This is a genomic window from Agromyces protaetiae (assembly GCF_004135405.1).
Taxonomy (GTDB): domain Bacteria; phylum Actinomycetota; class Actinomycetes; order Actinomycetales; family Microbacteriaceae; genus Agromyces; species Agromyces protaetiae.
In genome coordinates this window covers 1,332,430-1,358,069 of sequence record NZ_CP035491.1, presented here as the reverse complement: position 1 = coordinate 1,358,069, position 25,640 = coordinate 1,332,430, and the positions used below count along the sequence as shown (strand labels likewise).

At 68.8% G+C, this 25,640-nt stretch carries 14 protein-coding genes, 2 rRNA genes and 1 pseudogene; 11 read left to right on the top strand and 6 right to left on the bottom strand.

Translation table 11 applies throughout. The features are described from left to right. Positions 1 to 36 precede the first annotated feature (36 nt). Complete coding sequence (locus ET445_RS06325; RefSeq protein WP_129189856.1) at positions 37 to 1,038, top strand: N-acetylglucosamine kinase; 1,002 nt, start codon at positions 37 to 39, stop codon at positions 1,036 to 1,038. An 18-nt stretch (positions 1,039 to 1,056) separates the two neighbouring features. Here ET445_RS06325 and ET445_RS06320 read toward each other — a convergent pair whose 3' ends face one another. Further along, positions 1,057 to 2,721 (bottom strand): acyl-CoA dehydrogenase family protein, encoded by a 1,665-nt coding sequence (locus tag ET445_RS06320; RefSeq protein ID WP_129189854.1) that lies wholly within the window; start codon positions 2,719 to 2,721, stop codon positions 1,057 to 1,059. Between the two features lie 99 nt (positions 2,722 to 2,820). After that, the gene (locus ET445_RS06315; protein ID WP_129189852.1) at positions 2,821 to 3,066 is read right to left on the bottom strand and encodes a hypothetical protein; all 246 of its coding nucleotides are present in this window, start codon (positions 3,064 to 3,066) and stop codon (positions 2,821 to 2,823) included. Between ET445_RS06315 and ET445_RS18615 the strand changes: the two are divergent. Together ET445_RS18615 and ET445_RS17565 are read left to right on the top strand one after the other, a co-directional pair. Further along, positions 2,981 to 3,808 (top strand): annotated as a pseudogene (locus ET445_RS18615) (ATP-binding protein); the annotation flags it as partial. The gene ET445_RS06315 and the pseudogene ET445_RS18615 overlap by 86 nt on opposite strands. Before the next feature lie 296 nt (positions 3,809 to 4,104). Continuing rightward, entirely contained in the window at positions 4,105 to 6,231 is a 2,127-nt protein-coding gene (locus ET445_RS17565; protein ID WP_129189850.1) for a LuxR C-terminal-related transcriptional regulator, read from the top strand. 18 nt (positions 6,232 to 6,249) lie between these two features. On the opposite strand, the gene ET445_RS06300 is transcribed toward ET445_RS17565, so the two are convergent. Next, entirely contained in the window at positions 6,250 to 6,522 is a 273-nt protein-coding gene (locus tag ET445_RS06300) for a DUF4242 domain-containing protein (RefSeq protein ID WP_129189848.1), read from the bottom strand. 164 nt (positions 6,523 to 6,686) lie between these two features. On the opposite strand from ET445_RS06300, the gene ET445_RS06295 reads away from it, so the two are divergent. The 8 genes from ET445_RS06295 to ET445_RS06260 all read left to right on the top strand — a co-directional run bounded on the left by ET445_RS06295 (position 6,687) and on the right by ET445_RS06260 (position 18,589). Further along, positions 6,687 to 8,309 carry an L-lactate permease gene (locus ET445_RS06295; protein ID WP_129189847.1) on the top strand — a complete coding sequence of 541 codons (1,623 nt, stop codon included), beginning with the start codon at positions 6,687 to 6,689 and terminating at the stop codon, positions 8,307 to 8,309. Positions 8,310 to 8,482: 173 nt separating this feature from the next. Next, complete coding sequence (locus tag ET445_RS06290; protein WP_129189845.1) at positions 8,483 to 9,406, top strand: aggregation-promoting factor C-terminal-like domain-containing protein; 924 nt, start codon at positions 8,483 to 8,485, stop codon at positions 9,404 to 9,406. A gap of 157 nt (positions 9,407 to 9,563) precedes the next feature. After that, on the top strand, positions 9,564 to 11,297 hold the full coding sequence (locus tag ET445_RS06285) for an ABC transporter ATP-binding protein (protein ID WP_129189842.1): 1,734 nt from the start codon (positions 9,564 to 9,566) through the stop codon (positions 11,295 to 11,297). Then, positions 11,294 to 13,456 carry an ABC transporter ATP-binding protein gene (locus ET445_RS06280; RefSeq protein WP_129189840.1) on the top strand — a complete coding sequence of 721 codons (2,163 nt, stop codon included), beginning with the start codon at positions 11,294 to 11,296 and terminating at the stop codon, positions 13,454 to 13,456. The genes ET445_RS06285 and ET445_RS06280 overlap by 4 nt, the downstream gene beginning before the upstream one ends. 775 nt (positions 13,457 to 14,231) lie before the next feature. Beyond that, positions 14,232 to 14,915, top strand: coding sequence for a sensor histidine kinase (locus ET445_RS18610; protein ID WP_424922887.1), 684 nt, complete (start codon positions 14,232 to 14,234; stop codon positions 14,913 to 14,915). Further along, positions 14,912 to 15,577, top strand: a complete 666-nt coding sequence (locus ET445_RS06270) for a response regulator (RefSeq protein ID WP_129189836.1) — start codon at positions 14,912 to 14,914, stop codon at positions 15,575 to 15,577. The genes ET445_RS18610 and ET445_RS06270 overlap by 4 nt, the downstream gene beginning before the upstream one ends. Before the next feature lie 63 nt (positions 15,578 to 15,640). Further along, positions 15,641 to 16,945, top strand: coding sequence for an MFS transporter (locus ET445_RS06265; protein WP_129192437.1), 1,305 nt, complete (start codon positions 15,641 to 15,643; stop codon positions 16,943 to 16,945). Between the two features lie 402 nt (positions 16,946 to 17,347). Then, a complete protein-coding gene (locus tag ET445_RS06260) occupies positions 17,348 to 18,589 on the top strand; it encodes a choice-of-anchor A family protein (protein WP_165314314.1) in 1,242 nt (413 codons plus the stop codon). 90 nt (positions 18,590 to 18,679) lie between these two features. Here ET445_RS06260 and ET445_RS06255 read toward each other — a convergent pair whose 3' ends face one another. The 3 genes from ET445_RS06255 to ET445_RS06245 form a co-directional block, all read right to left on the bottom strand. Then, entirely contained in the window at positions 18,680 to 21,709 is a 3,030-nt protein-coding gene (locus tag ET445_RS06255; protein ID WP_129189832.1) for a DEAD/DEAH box helicase, read from the bottom strand. Positions 21,710 to 21,816: 107 nt separating this feature from the next. Then, positions 21,817 to 21,933, bottom strand: a 5S ribosomal RNA gene (gene rrf / locus ET445_RS06250). Between the two features lie 194 nt (positions 21,934 to 22,127). Further along, positions 22,128 to 25,235: ribosomal RNA gene (locus ET445_RS06245) — 23S ribosomal RNA — on the bottom strand. Positions 25,236 to 25,640 lie beyond the last annotated feature (405 nt).

Here is a 25,640-nt window from a genome sequence, read left to right as displayed (position 1 = left end):
CCTCGCTGCGAACGTGATTGGAAGTAGTATTCGCGAATGGAGCATGAACTGCAAGTTATTTCCGAGCATCGGTATCTCCTCGGTATCGACCTCGGCGGGACCGGCAGTCGCGCCGCGCTCACGCCGTTCGCGCACACGCTCCCCGATGCATCCGCGCTCACCGAGGCCTCGACCGTGCGCCGCCTCGACGGCGGGCGCATCTCGGTGACCGCGGGCGGCTCGACCGTCATCGACGTCGCCGAGGCGCTCATCGGCGACGCGCGCCGAGCCTGGCCCGACGCGCGCATCGCCGCGGTCGGCGTCGGCGCCGCCGGCGTGGCCTCGCTCGTCGACGATCCCGATGCCGCCGCGACACGTCTCGCACGCGCCGCGGACGCCCCCGCGGCCCTCGCGGCCGACGCCGTGACGGCGAACCTCGGCGCGCTCGCGGGCGCGCCGGGTGCGGTCGTCGCCGTCGGCACGGGCGCGATCGCCCTCGGCACCGACCTCGATCGCGTGTGGCGACGCGTCGGCGGATGGGGGCATCTCTACGACGACCGCGGATCGGGCGCGTGGATCGGCATCCGCGCGCTCCAGGCTGCGATCGAGACGCACGACGGCATCCGGCAGGACGCCGTGGCGCTCCTCGCGCTCGCGACCGAGCGATTCGGCCCGGTCGGCGCATGGCCGGCCCATCTCTACCCTCGCGCCGACCGGGCCGGGGTGCTCGCGGGCCTCGCGGCCGACGTCGCACGCCTCGCCGACTCCGGCGACGCCGTCGCGACCGCGATCCTCGACGAAGCGGGGGCGCGCATCGCGGCGACGCTCGCCGCCGCCCTCGACCCCGGGCTCCCGCGCGTCGCGTCGTTCACGGGCGGAGTGTTCGCCTCACCCGTCGTCGACGCGGCATTCCGCCGCGAGTTCGCGCGCCTCGCCCCCGACGCCGACCTGCGGGCGGCCGCCGGCACGCCGCTCGACGGCGCCCTGCATCTCGCGCGCCGACTCGCGACCGGCGCGCTGCCGAGGGACCGTCCCCCGTACCTCTGGCTCGCCGACTGACCGGCGCACGCCGACGCCTCACGCCCGCGCGAGGATCGCCCCGAGGTCGGCGCCCGCGGGCAGCGCGCCGTACTGCGAGAAGCCGCGTCCGCCGAGGCGGGAGTCGCAGAACACGGCGGATGCCTCGCCCGGCGCGTGCTCGAGCATGAGCGACGCCTGCAGGACGAGCCCGAGGCGTTCGGCGAGCTCCCGCGCGCGGAGCGCGGCGGTGGCCCCGGACGGGTCGTCGGCGAGCGAGCGGGCGAGTTCGCGCACGAGCGCCTTGGCCTCGGCGAGCGCGGCGTCGAACGCGGCGTGCCGCCCCTCGGCCGCGCCGACGACGGCGAAGAACGCCTCGTACGCCTCGGGCTCGCGGCCGAGCACCCGCAGGAGGTCGAGGGCGATGACGTTGCCCGATCCCTCCCAGATCGCGAGGAGCGGCTGCTCGCGGTAGCGGCGCGCGAGCGGCCACGCCTCGGTGTACCCGTTGCCGCCGAGGCATTCGAGGGCTTCATACGCGTGCTGGGGGCCGCGCTTGCAGACCCAGTACTTCGCGACGGCGGTCGCGAGCCGCCGGAACGCCTGCTCCGATGCATCCTCATCGTCATACGCCCGCGCGAGCCGCATCGCCGTCCACGTCGCCGCCTCGGACTCGAGGGCGAGATCGGCGACGACGGCCCGCATCGCGGGCTGGTCGACGAGGAGCGACCCGAACGCCGCCCGGTGCCGCACGTGCCACGCGGCCTCGGCGACGGCCTGGCGCATCCCTGCCGCCGACCCCAGCACGCAGTCGAGGCGCGTGTGCGTGACCATCTGCACGATCGTCGCGACGCCGCGTCCTTCTTCGCCGACGATCCACCCGGTCGTGCCGTCGAGTTCGATCTCGCTCGACGCGTTCGAGCGGTTGCCGAGCTTGTCCTTCAGCCGTTGGATGCGGAACTCGTTGCGCGTCCCGTCGGGGAGCACCCGTGGCACGAACACGCAGCTGAGCCCCGCGGGCGTCTGCGCGAGCACGAGGAACGCGTCGCTCATGGGCGCGCTGCAGAACCACTTGTGACCCGTGATCGACACGCGCCGCCCCCACCGGTCGTCGTCGCCCGTGACCTCGGCGACCGTCGTGTTGGCGCGCACGTCGGAGCCGCCCTGCTTCTCGGTCATCGCCATGCCGAGGAGCGCGGAGCGCTTGGGAGACGCGGATGTCCCGAGCGCGGGCTCGTACTCGCGCGAGAGCAGCCGGGGCATCCAGTCGTCGACGAGCCCCTGCGCGCCGAGCCGCAGCGTCGGCACGGCGGCGTGGGTCATCGAGACCGGGCATGCGTGCCCGGGCTCGATCTGGGCGAACAGCATGAACGCCGCGGCCCGGTCGACGTTCGCGCCGGGCGCGGGCTCGGCCCACGCCGACGTGTGCGCGCCCGCCGCGACGGCCGCGCCGATGATGCGGTGGTACGAGTCGTCGTACTCGACCTCGTCGATCCGTCGGCCCCACCGGTCGTGCGAGTGCAGCACTGGCGGGCGGGTGTTCGCGTGCTCGGCGTCGCGCTGGAAGGCGGCCGAGCCGACGAGACGACCCGCCGCCCCGAGGCGTGCGGACGAGGCATCCGTGCCCCATTTCGCGACCGCCTCGACAAGGGGCGCGTTCACGGCGAACTCGTCGAGCCCCTCCCTCGCGGGAACCTGGTTCGACACCTCGTGCGTTCGGATCATCGTCGACCTCCGCGAGCCATTCTCGCCGAAGCGGGCCGGGCTCGGGCACGACGAAGGGGACCGCCCGCACGGTCCCCCCGGGTGTGCCTCGCCGGATCCTCAGCGCGGGTCCGGGTTCAGCGGCGACAGGTCGTCGTCGACGACGTCGTCCGCGTCGATCTCGTCGTCGCAGAGGCCCTCGGGGGCGCGCTCCTTGATGTAGTCGGGTGCGCTGCAGACCGACGTCGACCCGAGGCGGACCACGGCGCCGGCTTTGCCGATGTCGCCGCCCTCCGTCAGGCCGCATCCGGCGAGGACGCCGATCGCGACGACGGCCGGGAGCGCCGCGAGCAGTCGAGCGTTCATGTCCCGACCTCCTCTCTTGCTTGCCTTGCCTCGGCGCACTCGGGCGAGTGTCGCCAGGCGACACGCTAGGCAGCCCGCGCCCGCGCGACATGACCCGGACCGCCCATCTTCGGCGCCCCGCCGACCCGCGCCGTCTAGTGATTTCGCGTCATCGACCGCTCGCCCGCCCGGGCGTATCGTGAGCCTCATGCGGGAATGGCCCGCACCGCCGCTCCCGGCGGGTTGGACCGCCTCCGGCCAGCCGCCGTTCGTCGGTCGACGCGAAGAGGTCGCGGCGCTCGACGAGGCGTGGGACGACGCCCGGCGCGGCGTCGGCCGTGCCGTGTTCGTCGGCGGCGAGCCCGGCTCGGGCAAGTCGCGCCTCGTGAGCGAGGCGTGCGCGCGCATCGCGAGCGACGGCGGGGCGGTGCTGTTCGGCTCGTGCGTGCAGGAGATCGGGCGGGCGTTCGAGCCGTTCGATCAGGCGCTCAGGTCGCTGCTCGCGATCGAGGGGGCGGATGTCTCGTCGCCGGCCGAGCTCGCGACGGTCGAGGCCGCGCGGCGGCTGCTGGCGGGCGTCGCCGAGGAGGGTCGGGATGTCACGGGGTCGGCCGGTCCCGACTCGAGGACCGCCGGCGCGAATGCCGCGCCGGACTCCGGTCGCGAGCCGCTCTTCGACGCCGTCGTCGACCTGGTCGTCGCGGCGGCCGACGCGCGCCCGTTCGTCCTGGTGCTCGACGACCTGCAGTGGGCGGGGCCCGACGCGATCCAACTCCTGGTGCGGCTCGTCGAGCGGACCGCCGAGCGACGGGTGCTCGTCGTGGGCGCACTGCGGAACGCTCCGCCCGACCGCTCCGGTCCGCTCGCGGACGCCCTCGCCCGCCTCGGCCGGCTGAACGGGCTCGCCCGCCTCGACCTCGCGCCGCTCTCGGCGGAGGACATCGCGGCCTACGTGTCGATCCGCGGGGAATCGCGCCTGCGGAGGCGAGGCTGCCGGCGGCGGTCCTCGGCGAGCTCACGGGCGGCAACCCGTTCCTCCTGCGGGCGATGTGGCGGCCCGTGCTCGACGCCGACCTCCACGAGGGCGGGGGCATGGTCGAGCTGCCCGACTCGGTGGGCGATCTCGTGCGGGCTCGGCTCGTGCGCCTCGACCCCGCATATCGCCCGGTGCTGGAGCTCGCGGCGGTCCTCGGCCAGGAGGTCGATCTCGTCGAGGTCCTCGGCATCAGCGCGGCCCCCGTCGACGTCACGTTGGCGGCGATGGACGCGATCGTCGAGACCGGCCTCCTCGAGCCGCCGCGCGCGGACGGCGACCGGTACCGCTTCCCGCACGCGATCGCACGCCAGGCGATCCTCGACCTCGTGCCGACGACCGGTGCGCTCCGCATCCACGCTCGCATCGCCGAGACCCTCGAGGCCGACTTCCCCGCCGCTCCGCGGCTCGTGCAACGGCTCGCCCACCACTATTCGGCGGCGCGCGCCCTCGGGTACGGCGACCGGGCGGTCACCTACCTCGCGCGTGCCGCGGAGCTCGCCGTCGAGGGGTTCGCGTACGAGGACGCCGGTCGGCTCTCGGAGCGCGCGGCGGAGATCTCGTCCGACGCCGACGAGCGCGCCGAGCTCCTCGTACTCGCGGCCGATCGCTGGACGCTCGCCTCCAACACCCCGCGCGCACGCGACCTCTACGAACGGGTCGCCGCGACGGGAAGTCCCCGGCTTCGGGTGCGGGCGGCGATCGGCTACGAGGACGCCTCGTGGCGTCCGGGACTGCTCGGCCATCGGGCCGTCGAGTTGCTCATGACCGCACTCGAGTCGATCCCGACCGACGGCGGCGATCCGCTGTGCATCGAGGGGCAGGCCTCGCTCGCGCGCGCGACGGCGATGACGGGCGACGTGGACGGGGCCGAGCGGCTCGCCGATCGGGCGATCGCGCTCGCGCGACGCCACGGAGACCCGATCGTGCTGGCCTTCGCGCTCCGCGCGGCGTGCTCGCTCACGTTCCGCCCGAAGGGGATCGCCGAGCGGCTCGAGCGGCTCGCCGAGTTCCGGGCGCTCACGTCTCCGCGCGGGGAGTGGCGGGGCGCCGCGGTGCTGCATCAGACCGCGAACGCGTACATCGTGGGCGACCGGGCGCTGTTGGAGCGGTCCGAGCGCGACCTCGTCGACGTCGCCCGCGCGTGGGGTCGGCATTGGTCGTACTGGCTCGAGTGCGTGCGGTTCGGGCGCGCACTCTCGGGCGGTCGCCTCGCCGAGGCGGAGCAGGCGCTCCGGCGGGCGCAATCAGGCGAGCGCCAGTTCCGCGACGACGCGGACCCGGGCGTCGGCGCGCTGCAGGACTATCTCGTACGCCGCGAGACGGGCGGGCTCGAACGCATCCGCAGGCTCGTGACGGGCGACGAGTCGCCGACCGAGCGCTGGGCGCCGGGACTGCTCGCGCTGTACACGCAGCTCGGGCTGCGTGAGCCCGCGCGGCGCGTCCTCGATTGGATGCTCGCGCACGGCCTGGACCAGCAGGAGTCGAGCGACTGGCCTGTTCGGCTCGCGTTCCTCGCGGAGGCGGCCGTGTTCCTGGACGATGCCGAGACGGCCGCGCGCCTTCGGCCGTGGCTCGAGGAGTTCTCGGGCCTGAACCTCATGTCGGGGTTCTTCGTCGCGCCGCTCGGCGCGGCCGACCGGCACCTCGGCGACCTCGAGTCGCTCTGCGGCGAGGGCGATCCGCTCGGGCGCTACGACGCGGCGTTCGGTCTGGCAGAACGCACGGATGCCTCGCTCGACGCCGCACTCGCGCTCGCGTCGGCGGCGCGACACCTGGAGCGCATCGCTCCGGGCTCGCCCGATGCGCGCCGCTTCGCGGAGCGGGCCCGCGCGATCGCCGAGCCCGCCGGGCTCGCGCGGGTCCTGCGCATGCTCGACGACGCGAGGGCGACGAGCGAGGGGCATCCGGATGGCGGTGCGCTCACGCCGCGCGAGGTCGAAGTCATCGTCCTCGTCGCCGAGGGGCTCAGCAACCGCGACATCGCCGCCCGGCTCGTCATCAGCGAGCACACGGCGGCGAACCACGTGCGCGCGATCCTCACGAAGACCGGTGCGACCAACCGCACGCAGGCCGCGCGCTTCGCACACGAACGCGGGCTCGCGGACCGCTCCGGCGAGCGCGAGGCATCCGTCGATCGCGATCGCGCGTGAGCGCGCCCGCGCTGCCGCTCACCCGATCGGTTCGAGCGTTCCCGTCGGCAGGATCCGCCGGTCGACCTCGGTGATGACGTCGGCGGGCAGGCCCGCACGGTGCGCGGCGATCCGGATCGCCTCGATCGACGGCGCTTCGTACAGGCAGTACGTGCGCCTGCCGTCGACGGAGAGGAACGAGAAGAGCCAGCGCACGTCGACGTCCTCGTTGACGAGGTTGACGCCGGCGGCGGCCTCGGGCGTCGGAAGCAGCTCCTCCGCGTAATTGCGCTCGATGACAAAGTACGGCATCGGTCCCCCTGACGAATCCGTCGACCACATCCGTTCGGCGGTCAGCGTACGCCTCGCGCGCGGATGCGGCATCCGTGCCCGCCCTGACGCGCCTCTTCCCACGGGCGCGATTCCGCCGATACTCTGACCGCATCGGGCACGGTGCGACCTCGGGGGAGGGTTCCATGTGGGAACAGACGATCGATCCGCTCGGTCAGCTGTGGCTATCGGCGGTCATCGCCGCGATTCCCATCTTCGTCTTCCTCATCTGTCTGACGGTCTTCAAGATGAAGGGCCTCACCGCCGGTGTCATCGCCGTCGTGCTCGAGATCTGCGTGGCGATCTTCCCGTTCGGGATGCCGCTCGGCTCGATCGCCGGCGCCGGGCTCGCGGGGATCCTGACGGCGATCTGGCCGATCGCGTACATCATCGTGATGGCGGTCTGGCTGTACAAGCTCACCGTGAAGAGCGGGCACTTCGACACCATCCGCGAATCGATCTCCGGCATCTCGCCCGACCAGCGCATCCAGGTGCTCCTCATCTCGTTCGCCTTCGGCGCGTTCCTCGAGGGCGCGGCGGGCTTCGGCGTGCCGATCGCTATCTGCGCGGCCCTCCTCGTGCAGCTCGGCTTCGGGCCGGTGAAGGCCTCGGTGCTCTCGCTCGTCGCGAACGTCGCGGCGGGCGCCTATGGCGCGATCGGCATCCCGGTCATCGTGGGCGCACAGGTCGGCGGGGTCGACGTCCTCGACCTGAGCTTCTTCATGGTGCTCGTGCTGCAGCTCTTGTCGCTCGCGACGCCGTTCCTCCTCGTGCTCATGCTCGACGGGTGGCGGGGCATCCGCGAGACGTGGCCCATGACCCTCGTGGTCGCGCTCACGTTCAGCATCGTGCAGGCGGGGATCCTGCTCACCCTCGGGCCGGAGCTCGCCGACATCCTGCCGGGCCTCGCGACGATGGTCGCGGTCTTCATGTTCGGGCGGGTCTGGAAGCCGAAGCGCGTCTTCCGCGAAGACGGCGGCGCGGTGCCCGAGCCGAAGTCGCTCGAGTTCAACGAGGTGCTCATCGCGTGGAGCCCCTTCTACATCCTGACCGCGGTGATCTTCGTGTGGTCGATCCCGTGGTTCAAGAACCTCTTCGTCGCTCCCGACGGCCGGCTGTCGGGGCTCGTCTTCAACGTGCCGATCCCCGGCGTCAACGGGGTCGTCGTGCCGTACGGCGCGGATGCCCCGTCGGCGGCCGCATGGGCGTTCACGCCCGTCAACGCGACGGGAACGGCCATCCTCATCGCCGTGCTCATCAGCTTCTTCGTGACGCCGAAGCTCAAACGGCACGACCTGTGGGAGCAGTTCGTCGCGACGCTGCACGACCTGTGGCGGCCGATCATCCTCATCGCGCTCATCCTCGTCGTCGCGAACATCGCGAACTTCTCGGGCGGGTCGGCGTCGATCGGCAACGCGCTCGCGGCGGTCGGCATCATCTTCCCGCTGTTCGCGCCCATCATCGGATGGTTCGGCGTGTTCATCACGGGCTCGGTCGTCAACAACAACACGCTGTTCGCGGGATTGCAGACGGTCACGGCGAACCAGATCGGCGTCGACCCGACCCTCCTCGTGGCCGCGAACACGGCGGGCGGCACGGTCGCGAAGCTCGTGTCTCCGCAGTCGATCGCGATCGCGGCGGGCGCCGTGGGGCTCATCGGCCGCGAGGGCGAGATCCTGCGCGGGGTCATCAAGTACAGCCTGTGGATGCTGCTGTACGTGTGCGTCTGGGTGTTCCTCCTGTCGCTCGTGTCGCACACGGGCGGGTGATCCTCCGCCGCGCAGTACGTGCTTCCGCGAACCTCGAACGGGGGTTGCGGCTCTGAGGATGCCTCGCGTACTGTGACCCGGGTCAGGAGCGCCCCCGGGTTCCTACCCTCGGGGCGCCACCGCCGAACACAACGGACCGATGCGTATGCGGCGCGCGGCCCGGGGGGATCCGCATGAGCCACACCCGTTCCGACTCGACCCGACTGACCGAACCCGAACAGCTCATCGGACGACGAGGATGGCGCGGCAGCGTGCGCGCCCTCATCGCCTCCGCAGCCGTCTTCGGCCTCGCCGCGACGGGCGGCACCGGGTTCCTCGCGCAATCGAGCTTCGCCGAGAAGCAGCAGCGCATCGCCGAGACCGCCGCCCTCACGTCGGCCGCGGACCTCGAGCACGATCAGCTTTCGGTCGGCCCCGACATCCTGAAATCGCGCGCCGAGGGCGCGGCGGAAGACGCGCTCGAAGCCGCGCGCGCGGTCGTCGACGCGGCCGCCGGGAAGACGGATGCCTCGGCGCTCGCCGCGACCGTCGCGCAGCTCGACGCGCGCGACCTCATCGCCCCCGAACGTCTCTACGCGCTCGTGCGCGTCGCGGCCGCGCAGTCGGCCGACGTCACCGCGGCCGTCGCCGAGTTCGACCGGCTCGAGGCCGAACGGAAGGCAGCCGAGGAGGCCGCGCGGATCGCCGCCGAGCAGGCCGCAGCAGAGCGCGCCGCGGCCGAGCAGGCCGAGCGCTCGAACAGCGGAGGCGGAGGCGGCGGCGGCGGCGGGAACCCGGCGCCGCCTGCGAGCCCGAGCGAGTCGCAGGCGATCGCTCGCGACATGATCGCGTCGCGCTACGGCTGGGGCGACGACCAGTTCGGATGCCTCGTGGCGGTGTGGAACTACGAATCGCACTGGAATCCCCTCGCCGGGAATCCGAGCACCGGCGCCTACGGCATCCCGCAGGCGCTCCCGGGCTCGAAGATGGCCTCGCACGGCGCCGATTGGCAGACGAACCCCGCGACGCAGATCTCGTGGGGCATCGACTACATCGCGGGCCGCTACGGCAATCCGTGCGGAGCGTGGGCGCAGATCCAGTCGGCGGGGTGGTACTGACAGGCATCCGGATGTCTCGTCGCCGCGCGATTCCGGACGATTCCTGCCGCTTCCGGGCTGTTCGCCCTCCGCGTAGCACGCGGTCGGTCGCTGTCGGCGGGTGCCGCCAGAATGGAAACCGCGCACGACCTGCGCCACGAACCGTTCGGAGAAGCACGTGCTCGGAAAACTCCTCTTCCGCTATCTGAAACCGTATTGGCCGTTGCTCATCGGGGTCCTGGTCTTCCAGTTCCTGTCGGCGCTCGCGAGCCTCTACCTGCCACGCCTCAACGCCGACATCATCGACAAGGGCGTCTCGCAGGGCGACGTCGGCTACATCTGGTCGAACGGCGGGTTCATGCTCGCCATCTCGCTCGGCCAGATCATCGCGTCGATCATCGCCACGTACTTCGCAGCGCGGGCCGCGATGCAGCTCGGCCGAGACCTCCGCAACGACATCTACCAGCGCGTGTCGGGCTTCTCCGAGCGCGAGGTGTCACGGTTCGGCCCCGGCTCCCTCATCACCCGCAACACGAACGACGTGCAGCAGGTCCAGATGCTCGCGATGATGGCGGCGACGTTCCTCATCACGGCGCCGCTCCTCGCGATCGGCGGCATCATCATGGCGCTGCAGCAAGACGTCGGCCTCAGCTGGATCATCGGCGTCTCCGTCCCCGTCCTCCTCGTCATCGCCGGGCTCATCATCAGCCGGATGGTGCCGCTGTTCCGCAGCTACCAGCAGAAGCTCGACGGCGTGAACCGCATCATGCGCGAGCAGCTCACGGGCATCCGGGTCGTCCGCGCGTTCGTGCGCGAACCCATCGAAGAAGAGCGCTTCCGCGCGGCGAACACCGACATCATGGTCGTCGGCCGCAAGGTCGGGTCGCTCTTCGTGCTGCTGTTCCCGCTCTTCATGCTCATCCTCAACGTCACGACGATCGCCGTCATCTGGTTCGGCGCGGTCGAGGTCGACAAGGGCACCGTCCAGATCGGCACGCTGCTCGCCTTCATGCAGTACATCGGGCTCATCCTCGGCGGCGTGCTCATGGCGAGCTTCATGATGATGATGATCCCGAGGGCCGCGGTCTCCGCCGACCGCATCGGCGAGGTGCTCGACGTCGAGACGACGCTCGCCCGCCCCGAGAACCCGGTCGCCTCGTTCCCGGCGCCCGGCGCGGTGGAGTTCCGCAACGCGTCGTTCACCTACCCGGGCGCCGAGCAGCCCGTGCTCTCCGGCATCACGTTCCGCGCCGAGCCGGGCGAGACCGTCGCGATCGTCGGATCGACGGGCGCCGGCAAGACGACGCTCGTCTCGTTCATCCCCCGCCTCTTCGATGTCACCTCGGGCGAGGTCCTCGTCGGCGGCGTCGACGTGCGGCACGCCGACCTCGACGTGCTGTGGAAGTCGATCGGCCTCGTCCCGCAGCGCCCGTTCCTGTTCGCCGGCACGGTCGCGTCCAACCTCCGGTTCGGGCGCGAAGACGCGACCGACGAAGAGCTCTGGCACGCGCTCGAGATCGCCCAGGGGCGCGAGTTCGTCGCCGAGATGGAGGGCGGGCTCTCCGCCCGCATCGCCCAGGGCGGCACCAACGTCTCGGGCGGCCAGCGCCAGCGCCTCGCGATCGCGCGTGCGATCGTGCACAACCCCGGCGTCCTCGTCTTCGACGACTCGTTCTCGGCGCTCGACCTCACGACCGACGCCAACCTCAGGCACGCCCTCTGGAGAGAGCTCCCAGAGGTGACCAAGATCGTCGTCGCCCAGCGCGTCTCGACGATCACCGACGCCGACCGCATCGTCGTGCTCGACGACGGCGGCATGGTCGGGCTCGGCACCCACGAAGAACTGCTCGAGGCGAGCCAGACCTACCGCGAGATCGTCGAATCCCAGCTCGGAGCGGAGGCCGCACGATGACCGACCAGAACCGCACCGACCTCGCCGGCGGCGACAAGAAACGCGGGGCGAAGAGGGCCCCGGTCGAGCAGGCCCCCCTGACCGAAGAAGAGCGCCTCGAGCAAGAGCTCGCCGACAAGGCCCGCATCGCCGCCGACGACTGGAGCGGCGGCGGCCTCGCGCCCGGCAAGGCGCAGAACTTCTGGCCGAGCTTCAAGCGGCTCCTCGGGCTGCTCGCCCCCCACAAGTGGGCGTTCGCGTTCGTCTCCGTGCTCGGTGCCCTCGGCGTCGTCCTCACGGTGCTCGGGCCGCGAGTGCTCGGCGAGGCGACCAATCTCATCTTCGCGGGCGTCATCAGCAAGCAGATCCCCGAGGGCACGACGACCGAGCAGGCCGTCGAAGGGCTCCGCGCCGCGGGCCAGGGCGAGCTCGCGAACATCGTCGAGAAAGCGGGCGTCGTCGCCGGCGAGGGCATCGACTTCGTGCGCCTCAGCCAGGTCATCATCCTCGTGCTCGCGCTGTACTTCGCGGCGTCGCTGCTGTCGTGGATCCAGGGCTACGTCATCAACGTCATCATGGTCCGCACGATGTGGCGCCTGCGCGAGCAGGTCGAGGCGAAGATCAACCGCCTGCCCCTCAGCTACTTCGACAAGGTCCAGCGCGGGGAACTCATCTCCCGCGTCACGAACGACATCGACAACATCACGCAGATGATGCAGCAATCCCTGTCGGGCGCCCTCACGGCCGTCCTCACGGTCGCGGGCGTCCTCATCATGATGTTCTCGATCTCGTGGCAGCTCTCGCTCGTCGCACTCGTCGCGCTCCCGCTCATGGGCGTGATCTTCGGCGTCATCGGGCCCAAGTCGCAGCAGGCGTTCGGCATCCAGTGGCGCAAGGTCGGCCGCCTCAACGCGCGCGTCGAAGAGTCCTTCTCGGGCCACGCGCTCGTCAAGGTCTTCGGCCGCGAGCAGGCGAGCCTCGAGGCGTTCAAGGCCGAGAACGAAGAGCTCTACCAGGCGTCGTTCAAGGCCCAGTTCCTCTCGAACATCATCATGCCCGGCATGATGTTCATCGGAAACCTGACCTACGTCGGCATCGCCGTCCTCGGCGGGCTCATGATCGCGGGCGGCCAGCTCCGCCTCGGCGACGTGCAGGCGTTCATCCAGTACTCGCAACAGTTCACGCAGCCGCTGTCCGAGCTCGGCGGCATGGCCGCGGTCGTCCAGTCGGGCACGGCGTCGGCCGAGCGCGTGTTCGAACTCCTCGACCAAGACGAGCAGGAGCCCGACGCCGCCGACGCGCCTGCGGCGGTCGACGGCGACGGCACGATCGTGTTCGACCGGGTCTCGTTCGCCTACACGCCCGAGCGTCCGCTCATCCGCGATCTCTCGTTCCGGGTCGAACCCGGGCAGACCGTCGCGATCGTCGGGCCGACCGGTGCCGGCAAGACGACGCTCGTGAACCTCATCATGCGGTTCTACGAGCTCAACGGCGGGCGCATCCTCGTGAGCGGACAAGACATCGCCGAGCTCACGCGACACGACGTCCGCGCCCGCACGGGCATGGTACTGCAAGACCCGTGGCTGTTCGCCGGCACGATCCGCGAGAACATCCGGTACGGCCGTGAGTCCGCCACCGACGACGAGATCGTGGCGGCCGCCAAGGCGACCTACGTCGACCGGTTCGTGCACTCGCTGCCCGACGGGTACGACACGGTCCTCGACGAAGACGCGGCGAACGTCTCGGCGGGCGAGCGGCAGCTCATCACGATCGCGCGCGCGTTCGTGTCGCAGCCGTCGGTGCTCATCCTCGACGAGGCGACGAGTTCGGTCGACACCCGCACCGAGCTGCTCCTGCAGCACGCCATGGCGGCGCTCCGCGAGGGGCGCACCTCGTTCGTCATCGCCCACCGGCTCTCGACGATCCGCGACGCCGACCTCATCCTCGTGATGGAGCACGGCGACATCGTCGAGCAGGGCGGTCACGACGAGCTCATCGCTGCGAAGGGCGCGTACTACCGGCTCTACAACTCGCAGTTCGAGCAGGCCGCGACCGACCTCGACGCCGAGCTCGCGCTCGCGCAGGGCGCGCCCCTCACGACCGCGTCCGAAGACGCGGCGGCGGCCGTCGAACGGATCGAGGAGTCGTTCGAGGCAGAGGCCGAGCGCGCGATCGACTGACGACTCACGAGCCGCAGCGAGCGGATGTCCCGCCCCGGGGCATCCGCTCGCTGCGTCTCCCCCGAGACGTCCGATCCGCCGGTCGGCCGAATCCAGTCGTCCTCCGGACGGAAAGCGCCTGCGTCGCGGGCCCACCCGGCACCCGACGGCCTAACGTGAGCCCATGACGATCCCGCTGCGACTCCTCGGGCACCTGCTCCTTCCACTCACCGGCGTCGCCTACACGGTGCTCTGGCTCATCGCCGAGGCGGGTCGGCTCGGAAACGCGCCGCATATGGGCATGGCACTTCAGGGCACGGCGCTCGCGCTCGTCGCGGCCGTGCCGTTCGTCGCGTTCGGCGTCGCGATCGGGCTTTCGCGGCTCGTGCCGACCGCATCGCTCACCCTGATCGCCGTGACCGTCGCAGCCCAACTGGGCGTCGAGGTGTTCCGCTTCCAGTCCACGAGCTGGGCCGCCTACCTCCCCGTGCTGCTCGCAGTCGGCGCGATCAGCGCGTCCGGCACGCGTCGCGTCCGTCTGGTCGCGCTGCCGGTCGCCGCGGTCGCGGCTGCGGGCGCAGCGATGACGCTCATCGTGCCGTTCTTCGGCTGGGGCGGGCACCCCGCGCTCGGCTCGTATGCCGACCCGAACGAAGACCTCCGGAGCATGCTGACGGTCATCGGTGCCGCCGCCCTCCTCGCGGCCGCGGCCTGGGCTGCCGGGGCCGGCCTCGCGGCACTCCGCGAATCCGCCCGAGCACGCGGCGAACTCGCGTCGCTCGAACGCGAACTGTCGGTGGCCGAAGCCGAACTCACCGTCGCGAGCGAGCGCGAACGCCTCGCTCGAGACGTGCACGACATCATGGCGCACTCGCTCGCGATCGTCGCGGCGCAGGCCGACGGCGCTCGATTGTCCGACGACGACCTGCCCGAGCGCACGTCGAGCACACTCACGACGATCGCCGAAACGGCACGATCGTCGCTCGGCGAACTGCGGCTGCTCCTCGAATCGGGCGGTGACCGGCTCGAGACGTCGACGAGTCGTCTCGAAGGCGTCGGCGCGCTCGCGGAGCGCATCCGACGTGCCGGACACCGAGTCGACCTGTCGGTACTCGGCGAGCCGCGCCCGCTCTCACCGACGCAAGACACGATGCTCTATCGCATCGTGCAGGAGTCGCTCACGAACGCACTCAAGCACGCCGGCAGCGACGCCTCCACACGCTGCTCGCTCGATTGGCGGGGGCCGGGCGTCGCGCTCCTCGTCGAGACCACCACGCCGTCTGGCGCCCGCGAATCCGGTGGCGTGCCCTTGCCCGCACCGCCGATCACTCGCGGCCTCGGCATCCGTGGAATGGAGGAGCGAGCCCGACTCGCAGGCGGCTGGCTCACAGCCGGGGCCGACCCCGACGAAGCCGACCGGTTCGTGGTGCAGGCGTTCGTCCCGGTCTCCGAGCCTGCGGCGGTCGAGGCATCCGCATGAACGAGCCGATCGCCGTCGCGATCGTCGACGACCACGCCCTCTTCTGCGCGGGCATCCGCATGATCGTCGAGTCGCAGCCCGACCTCGCCGTGGCGTGGTCGGCGACCGACGGACTCCGCGCGGTCGAACTCGCCGCGGCAGACCCGCCCGACGTCATCCTCATGGACATCCGCATGCCGGGCACCGACGGGATCACCGCGACGCGCCTCATCCTGGCGAGCGCGCGCGGGGCGACATCCGCCGCCCCGCGCGTCATCGTCCTCACGACGCATCGCTCCGACTCGGCCGTCGTCCAGGCGATCGACGCGGGAGCCGCGGGCTTCATCATGAAGGACGCCGAGCCGGAACTGCTGCTCGCCGCGATCCGCACGGTGCACGCCGGGACCTCCGTCTTCGCACCCGCGACCTCCGTCCGACTCGTGCACGACCTCGCACCGCACACCGGGCGGCCCGACCGGTCTGCGATCGAGCCGCTCAGCCGTCGCGAGCGCGAGGTGTACCTGCTCGCGGCGCGCGGGCTCTCGAACGCGGAGATCGCCGAGGCGGTCTTCCTCGGCGAGTCGACGGTCAAGTCGCACGTCTCGAGCATTCTCGCGAAGCTCGGGCTCGCGTCACGGCTCCAGGTCATCGCCCACGCGTACGACCACGGACTGGTGCAGTGATCGAGGCGTAGGCTTGAACTCGTTGTGACCGTCTCGCCCCTGCCCCCCGCCCCGACGTGGCGCATGTGGCTCGTGTGGAGTGTCGCGGTCGTGGGCTACATCGTCTCGGTGACGAACCGCACGTCGCTGTCATCGGTCGGCGCCGACGCGGCGATCCGGTTCGACGCGGATGCCTCGACGCTGTCGCTCTTCGCCGTCATCCAGCTGTTCGTGTACGGCGCGATGCAGATCCCCGTCGGCCTCCTGCTCGACCGCTTCGGCGCCCGCCCGATCATGGCCGTGGGCATGGTCCTCATGGCGGTGGGGCAGACGGTGATGGCGCTCTCGACCGACGTCGCCACGGCGATCGCGGCACGAGTCCTCATCGGGGCGGGCGATGCGGCGGTGTTTCCGAGCGTCCTCCGTCTCGTCGCGACGTGGTTCCCGCAGCAGCGCGCACCGCTGCTCGTGCAGCTCACGGGGATCGTGGGTCAGGCGGGCCAACTCCTCGCGCTGCTGCCGCTCGCGGCGCTGCTGCACGCGACTTCCTGGTCGGTCGCGTTCGGCTCGCTCGCGGGGCTCGGCGTGCTGTTCGCGATCCTGACCGTCGCGATCATCCGCAATCACCCTCCGACGAGTTCCGCGGATGTTTCGGTCAACACCGAAACCGGAGCGATCCAGGTCGTCCGGTCCTCCGCCGACCTCCGCCAAGGGTTCCGCGAGTCGTGGGCGCACCCGGGCACGCGGCTCGCGTTCTGGTCGCACTTCACGACTCCGTTCGCGGGCACGGCGTTCGTCATGCTGTGGGGGTTCCCGTTCCTCACTGCGGGCGAGGGGTTGTCGAAGCCGACGGCATCGCTCGTGCTGAGCACGTTCGTCGTGTTCGGCATGCTCGTCGGCCCGGTCATGGGGGCCTTGTCGAGCCGGCATCCGTTCCGGCGTTCGCGTCTGCTCGTACTGCCGACGATCGGCCTGCAGGCGATCGCCTGGATCGCCGTCGTCGCGTGGCCGGGCCCGGCGCCGCTGTGGTTGCTCTTCGCCCTCGCCCTCGCCCTCGCGACGGGCGGGCCCGCGTCGATGATCGCGTTCGACCACGCGCGTGCGCACAACCCGAGCCACCGGCTGAGCACGGCGACGGGCATCGTGAACGGCGGTGGCTTCATCGCGGGTCTCGTCGCGATCTTCCTCATCGGCGTCGCGATGGACGCGCAGGGCGCCGGCACTCCCGCGACGTACTCGCTCGAGGCGTTCCGGATCGCGTTCCTCACCCAACTGCCGCTCTGGGCGATCGGCAGCCTCATGATCGTCATCGAGCGACATCGGACACGGGTTCGCATCGGTTTGGACGCGCCCTGGGGAAAAGCGGCGCGAGACACCCCCGAAACGTGATAGTTAAGAGTCCTGACATACTTGAGGTAAAGAACCCTCACAACTTGCGTCATAAAGCGAGGGTTCGTCCATCTCTGATGTGAAGGTCGTATACCCGCCACCGAGGTTGCACCTTCACGGAGCGCCGCGGTGCTCCGAACGCGATGCCCCTATCGCGCGACGGCGAGGCCCGAACTCGCCGCGCAGGTACCTCCTGGCCTGCGGCACCAACGCCCGAATGATCACCCGAACGGAGTTCCCCACCGTGCGTACCCCTACCACGAGCGCTCGCACGCGCCTCAAGGCGTTCGCGGCCAGCGGCATCGCCGCCGCCGGCGTCGTCGCCATCGCCGCCCTCGGCCCGATGTCCCCGCGGCCGCGGCCCAGGCCGCGACATGCCCGACTCCCGGCTCGATGCCGAACATGGTCGCGACTCCTCAGTACACCGATTCCAGCGTCGCCGTCTTCGCCGAGGGAAACTACACCGCGGTCGGCGAGTCCGCGGAGTCCGAGGGGCTCCTCGTCGTCGTCGGCAACGCGACGTTCGACAAGCAGTACGGCGGCACGTTCAACGTCGGCACGGTCGGCCGCGGGTCGGGTATCGCTCCGGGCGCGAACTCGCAGATGCTCGCCGTCGGCGGCAACCTCGTCGTGGCTTCCGACACGCGTCTCGACGTCGGCTTCGGCACGGCCGCAAAGGTCACGGTCGGTGGCACGAGCACCGGCACGGTCGACGTCAACGGCGGCACGCTGAGCACGAAGCTCGGCAAGGCTGCCGCACTCGCGCCGAACGCGGGCTTCGGCTCCGTCCTCGACGACACCTCCGCCGAGCTCGCGTCGCAGTCGGCGAACGGCGAGGCGACTCGTGCGGGCGACCACCTGACGTTGACGGGCAAGTCGTCCGCCTCGCTCCAGGTCTTCAGCGTTCCTGCCTCGACGCTCGCCCTGGTCGGCCAGGTCACGTTCGCGTCGATCCCTGCCGATGCTGCGATCCTCGTCAACGTCACCGGCGGCGCGGTGAGCTTCGCGCCGTACCAGTTCGATGCCAACGGCGCTCGCGTCGACAGCCCCACGGGGACGTCGATCGGCAACTGGTCGTCGCGCGTGCTCTGGAACTTCCAGGATGCTTCGGCGGTGAGCATCGGCGGATCGAGCCAGTTCATCGGCTCGATCCTCGCGCCCGACGCGAGCACGACCCTCGTCACGGCGTCGACGAACGGTCGTCTCCACGTGGGCGGCAACCTCACCGTGCAAGGCAGCGGCATCGAGCACCACAACTACCCGTGGGTCGGGCGCGCCTCGCTCAGCTGCACGCCGGTGACGCCGACCACGCCGCCTACGACCACACCGCCCGTCACGACGACGCCCCCGGCGACCACCACGCCGCCCGTCACGACCACTCCGCCTGCCGACGACAAGGAGAAGCCCGCGCCGACCGAGACGACCGAGCCGCCGCTCACCGGCCTGAACGTCCCCGACCCGTCGACGCCGTCGACGACGACGCCCGCTGGCACCGGGGCGGCCGCGGTCGCCGCCGTTCCCGAGGGTGAGGGCAACGGTCTCGCCTCGACCGGCTTCGAGTACGCGGGTGTCGCCGTCGGCGCCGTGGTGATGCTGACCGTTGCCGGAGCACTGCTCTTCGCCGCACGCCGTCGCCGCGCCTGAGCCTCAGAGCCGCCTCCGACTGCCTATCGACGGATGCCCCAGGCCCCGGCCTGGGGCATCCGTCGTTTCGTCCCAGGTCTCACCGCATGTTCACCCGTCGAGCAGCCCCCGCAGGTCGTCGAGGAGGAGCGTGGCCTCCGCGCCGCTCGCACCGCCCGAAGCATCCGTCTCGTCGCTGCGCGCGATCAGCTTCGCGACGAGTTCTCCCTTCTTCGCCTTGAGCGCCATGACCTTCTCCTCCACCGTGCCGCTCGCGACGAGTCGGTAGACGTTCACGGGCTTGTCCTGCCCGATGCGGTGCGCGCGGTCGACCGCCTGCTCTTCGCTCGCGGGGTTCCACCATGGGTCGAGGAGGAACACGTAGTCGGCTTCAGTGAGGTTGAGCCCGAACCCGCCGGCTTTGAGACTGATGCAGAAGACGGATGCCTCGCCCGATCGGAACCTGGCGATCGCGGCATCTCGCGCTCGGGCCGACGTCGAGCCGTCGAGCCACGCAAACGCAATGCCCCGTTCCTCCAATCGTTCGCCGACCTTGCCGAGGAAGCTCGTGAACTGGCTGAACACGAGCGCCCCGTGGCCTTCGGCGATGAGGTCGTCGAGGTGCTCGAACAGCACGTCGAGCTTCGCCGAGGGGATACCCGCACGCACGTTCTCGCCCGTCTCGGTGCCGATGAGCGAAGCGTCGAGCGCGAGCATCCTGAGCAGGGTGAGCGAGCGGTACACGATGAACCGTTGTCGGTCGAGGTCGTCGACGAGTCCGAGGAGCTTCTGGCGCTCGCGCTGGAGTGTCGCGTCGTAGAGGCGTCTGTGGGCGGGCGCGAGCTCGACGGAGAGCACCTGCTCCTGCTTGGCCGGGAGTTCGGGGGCGACCTGGTCTTTCGTCCGTCTGAGCATGAGGGGACGGACGCGCGTCCGCAGCCGTTCGAGCCGCTCGGTGTTCCCGTCCTGCTCGATCGGCCGGCGGTACCGTTCATCGAAGGCTCGACGTGACGGGAAGAGTCCGGGCGCGACGAGGCGCATGATCGCCCAGAGCTCCGAGAGGTCGTTCTCGACGGGCGTGCCGGTGACGGCGAGGCGGAACGGCGCCCGGATGTCTCGTGCGGCCGCGTGCGCTTTGGTCGCGGCATTCTTCACGAACTGCGCTTCGTCGAGCACGAGCCCGCCCCACTCGACGGCTGCGAACGCCGCGGCCTCGAGCCGGAGCACGGCGTAGGTCGTGACGACGATGTCGGATCGGGCTGCGGTCTCGGCGATCGTCTCGCGACGTGTGCGACCCGTCGCTGTGACGGATGCCGCCCGAAGCCCCGGCGTGAACCGGGCGGCTTCCGCGATCCAGTTCGATGCGACCGAGGTCGGGGCGACGACGAGGAACGGCGCACCGGAGACATCCGCCCCGCCTCGCGCCTCGACCGCGTGCGCGACGAGCGCGAGCGTCTGCGCCGTCTTCCCGAGTCCCATGTCGTCGGCGAGTACACCGCCGAGTCCGTGGCGATGGAGGAAGGCGAGCCATCGGAACCCGTCGAGCTGATACGGCCGGAGCGGAAGCGCGAGCCCGGCCGGCGCATCGAGCGGCTCGACCGCGCCGTGCTCGAGACCTGCGACGAGCGCGCGCCACTCCACCGCAGGCCCCTCGAACTCGGCGAGGTCCTCGAACGCGGCCATGACGTTCGCACGCGTGCGATGCACCCGCACGCCGGTCTCCCACTCCTCGATGCCGTCCGCTTCCTCGAGGAGGTCGCGCAGCGGGTCGAATGCCGGATGCCTGAGGTCGAGGTAGCTGCGGTCGACGAGCCGCAGCCGCCGTTCGCCCTTCGCGAGCGCACGGAACAGCGGCATGAACGGGATCGTGCGCCCGGCGACCCGGATCATGACCCCGAGGTCGAACCAGTCGGGCTTCGTCGACTCGACCGTGCGGATCGTGAAGGTCGTCTCGCCGACGAGCTCCTCGGCCCCCGGCGGCTCGCCCTCGACGTCGAGGCGCACCCGCTCGAGTCGCCGCAGCCCGGGCAGCACCCGGTCGGCGAGCCAGAGCGCGTCCGCGCCGCGCAGGATGATCGGCGCGATTGGCAGCTCGACGAGCTCGTCGAGCACACGCGCCAGCACGTCGAGGTCGCCGGGATCCCCTGCGGCGTTCGGATCGAACGAGGCGAGTGAATCGGGTGTCTCGACCGGTGTCGAACGCCCGTCGCCGTGTTCCCACCGCCAATCGAGTCGGGCGACCTCGCCCGGCTCGAACCGCACCCGAGCGACGAGGGTCGCGGGCGGCAGCGGCGGCGGCTCGAACGAGCCGTCGAAGCTCGTGACCGGTATCCGCCGGGCGAGTGAGTGGAACGATCGCGCGAGGAAGTCGGGGATCTCGGGCGACGGCACGCGCACCGATTCGGGGGAGCCGATCGCTGCCAGTTGCCCCGAGGTGAGCGCGCCGTCCGTCGGCGCGAGCTCGAGGCGACCGGCCCTGAAGTCGTAACGGTAGAGTCCGTGCACGCCGACCGGGCGCACATCGACTGCGGTGCGAGGATCGCCGTCGAAGACGACGGTCGGGGTGAGTCGGAACCCATCGAGATCGTCGGTCGCGTCGAGCACGACCTCGGCAAGGCTGCGGAGCCGGATGTCGGGAGTGACAGGCGAGCCGACGAGCGCGATGCCGAGCCGCTCGGCATCGGCGAGCATCGCCCAGACGAGCGGCCCGTCGTACTCGTCGAACGTGATCCACTCCGAACCGTAGCTCGTATACACCGAGGGGCTCCGCCCCTTGATGAGCGCGAGCTGGGCGAACCACCGGGCTTGCTCGGGGTCGAACCCCTGCGATGCGCCCTGGAACCCGATGTTCTGCCAGGTGAGTCCCGACTTCACCCAGGCGCCGCGGGCTCCAGCCGCAACCGGGCGGATGCCGAGCCGATCGACCGCACCACCGGCTCGCGCCGGCTCGTCTTTCGGACCCTGCCAGTCGTGCTCGCGGCGACTGCGCCTCCGGCGCAACTCGAACTGGAGTGCCAGCGCGCGCACCTTTGCGCCGTCGCCGGAATCGCGCATCGCGGGCGGATCTCCGCCGCCGCTCAGCGCCTCGAGTGCCGCCCGCCAATCGTCCGCAGCAGCAGACGGTTCGACGGCTTCGGGCATGCGCCCATCCTCACATGAACCGCCCACACCGATTCACGAGCGGGCAGGTTGTGGTGGTTAAACCAAGAAGAGCCGCCCAATGGTTGGGCGGCTCTTCTGGAATGTGTGTCCGGCGGTGTCCTACTCTCCCACAGGGTCGCCCCTGCAGTACCATCGGCGCTGCGAGTCTTAGCTTCCGGGTTCGGAATGTGTCCGGGCGTTTCCCTCGCGCTATGGCCGCCGAAACTCTAGAACCAACACGTCCCACAGGGTGGGGGTTGGTGGTCTCGGTGCACACACCCCCCGGTTCTTGTGTTTTGGGGTGTGTGGTTTCTGCTGTGCAGTTGTATGTGTGTTTCCGTCTGAAGGGAACCACAGAGTGGACGCGAGAAATCTTGGCCACCTACACACGCCTTACGAAAACTGTGTGGGTGTAGTGATTGTCAAGTTATCGGCGTATTAGTACCAGTCAGCTGCACACCTTGCGGTGCTTCCACATCTGGCCTATCAACCCAGTCGTCTACTGGGAGCCTTCACCCCGAAGGGATGGAAATCTCATCTTGAGGCCGGCTTCCCGCTTAGATGCTTTCAGCGGTTATCCATTCCGAACGTAGCTAACCAGCGGTGCTCCTGGCGGAACAACTGGCACACCAGAGGTTCGTCCAACCCGGTCCTCTCGTACTAGGGTCAGATCCTCTCAAATTTCCTGCGCGCGCAGAGGATAGGGACCGAACTGTCTCACGACGTTCTAAACCCAGCTCGCGTACCGCTTTAATGGGCGAACAGCCCAACCCTTGGGACCTACTCCAGCCCCAGGATGCGACGAGCCGACATCGAGGTGCCAAACCATGCCGTCGATATGGACTCTTGGGCAAGATCAGCCTGTTATCCCCGAGGTACCTTTTATCCGTTGAGCGACAGCGCTTCCACAAGCCACTGCCGGATCACTAGTCCCGACTTTCGTCCCTGCTCGACCTGTCAGTCTCACAGTCAAGCTCCCTTGTGCACTTACACTCGACACCTGATTGCCAACCAGGTTGAGGGAACCTTTGGGCGCCTCCGTTACTTTTTGGGAGGCAACCGCCCCAGTTAAACTACCCACCAGGCACTGTCCCTGAACCGGATCACGGTTCGAAGTTAGATATCCAGAGTGACCAGAGTGGTATTTCAACAACGACTCCACGAACACTAGCGTGCCCGCTTCAAAGTCTCCCACCTATCCTACACAAGCCACACCGAACACCAATACCAAGCTGTAGTAAAGGTCACGGGGTCTTTCCGTCCTTCTGCGCGTAACGAGCATCTTTACTCGTACTGCAATTTCGCCGAGTTCGCGGTTGAGACAGCTGGGAAGTCGTTACGCCATTCGTGCAGGTCGGAACTTACCCGACAAGGAATTTCGCTACCTTAGGATGGTTATAGTTACCACCGCCGTTTACTGGGGCTTAACTTCTCAGCTTCGCAACCGAAGTCGCTAACCGTTCCGCTTAACCTTCCAGCACCGGGCAGGCGTCAGTCCGTATACATCGTCTTGCGACTTGGCACGGACCTGTGTTTTTAGTAAACAGTCGCTTCCCACTGGTCTCTGCGGCCACCACACCCTTTCCGGAGCACGTCCGTATAAGTGGATGGCCCCCCTTCTCCCGAAGTTACGGGGGCATTTTGCCGAGTTCCTTAACCACGATTCTCTCGATCTCCTCGGTATTCTCTACCTGACCACCTGAGTCGGTTTGGGGTACGGGCGGCTAGAACCTCGCGTCGATGCTTTTCTCGGCAGCATAGGATCACCCACTTTTCATCCGCGTCACGTCTCAGCCTGTATGAGCGACGGATTTGCCTATCGCTCGGCCTACACGCTTGCCCCGGGACAACCATCGCCCGGGCTGGGCTACCTTCCTGCGTCACACCTGTTAATACGCTCACCGCACCAGACCGGGTCCCACGCTCCACCACCCGGCGCCTCCCGAAGGAGACTATGAGTGGTATCGGATGGTTAGCATTACTGGATTGGTGTGGGCGGTTCTTCGCCGGTACGGGAATATCAACCCGTTGTCCATCGACTACGCCTGTCGGCCTCGCCTTAGGTCCCGACTTACCCAGGGCAGATTAGCTTGACCCTGGAACCCTTGGTCTTTCGGAGGACGGGTTTCTCACCCGTCTTTCGCTACTCATGCCTGCATTCTCACTCGTGTACCGTCCACGGCTGGTTTCCACCGCCGCTTCACCCGGCACACGACGCTCTCCTACCCATCCACACGACTGGACCACGAAGGCCTATCGAATTGTGCGAATGCCACGACTTCGGTGGCGTGCTTGAGCCCCGTTACATTGTCGGCGCGGAATCACTTGACCAGTGAGCTATTACGCACTCTTTCAAGGGTGGCTGCTTCTAAGCCAACCTCCTGGTTGTCTGTGCAACTCCACATCCTTTCCCACTTAGCACGCGCTTAGGGACCTTAGTCGGTGGTCTGGGTTGTTTCCCTCTCGACGATGAAGCTTATCCCCCACCGTCTCACTGCTGCGCTCTCACTTACCGGCATTCGGAGTTTGGCTGACGTCAGTAACCTGTTGGGGCCCATCGGCCATCCAGTAGCTCTACCTCCGGCAAGAAACACGCAACGCTGCACCTAAATGCATTTCGGAGAGAACCAGCTATCACGAAGTTTGATTGGCCTTTCACCCCTATCCACAGCTCATCCCCTCCATTTTCAACTGAAGTGGGTTCGGTCCTCCACGACGTCTTACCGTCGCTTCAACCTGGCCATGGATAGATCACTTCGCTTCGGGTCTAGGACCTGCGACTGAATCGCCCTATTCAGACTCGCTTTCGCTACGGCTCCCCCACACGGGTTAACCTCGCCACAGATCACTAACTCGCAGGCTCATTCTTCAAAAGGCACGCTGTCACCAGAATCACACTGGCTCCAACGGTTTGTAAGCAAACGGTTTCAGGTACTATTTCACTCCCCTCCCGGGGTACTTTTCACCTTTCCCTCACGGTACTTGTCCGCTATCGGTCATCTGGGAGTATTTAGGCTTACCAGGTGGTCCTGGCAGATTCACACGGGATTTCTCGGGCCCCGTGCTACTTGGGATCCCTCTCCGGGCCGCACACGATTTCGACTACGGGACTCACACCCACTCCGGTCCGGCTTTCAATCCGGTTCGTCTATCGCATACGCGTCACCGTGACTGCACGGCAGTACAGTCCGAAAGGTCCCACAACCCCGACCATGCAACCCCTGCCGGGTATCACACATGACCGGTTTGGCCTGATCCGCGTTCGCTCGCCACTACTTACGGAATCACGGTTGTTTTCTCTTCCTGTGGGTACTGAGATGTTTCACTTCCCCACGTTCCCTCTACCCGCCCTATACATTCAGGCGGGAGTCACCAGGTCACCCAAAGGGCCTGGCGGGGTTTCCCCATTCGGAAATCCTCGGATCACAGCTCGTTTATCAACTCCCCGAGGCTTATCGCAGATTACGACGTCCTTCTTCGGCTCCAGATGCCAAGGCATCCACCGTTTGCTCTTAGAAACTTGAAATCACATGAGTTCAGAAACCACCAACCCCGAAGGGCCGGCGGTGACCAATGATAAGTCGGACACAACCCCGAAGAGTCGCGTCCTACAAATCTTGTGATCGATGTCCCCGAAGGAACATCAATCTAAGATGCTCGCGTCCACTATGTAGTTCTCAACAGACGGCCAGAACCCCCACCCCACCAGCATGAAGCCGGCTTTCGTGAAGGCCTGCGAAGTCCAAACCCACCACCCGCAGGAATCTTCATCCCCACCCGGTGGCGGCGCCCGGTCCCTCAGGACCCAACAGCGTGCACGCACCCAACCCGCCGGCCCCCACCGTTCCAACCGGCGAACCGGCGTACTAGACGAAAACCCTTGGCTTGGATGCCTATGTCAATGTTCCACCCATGAGCACCCAGCGAAACA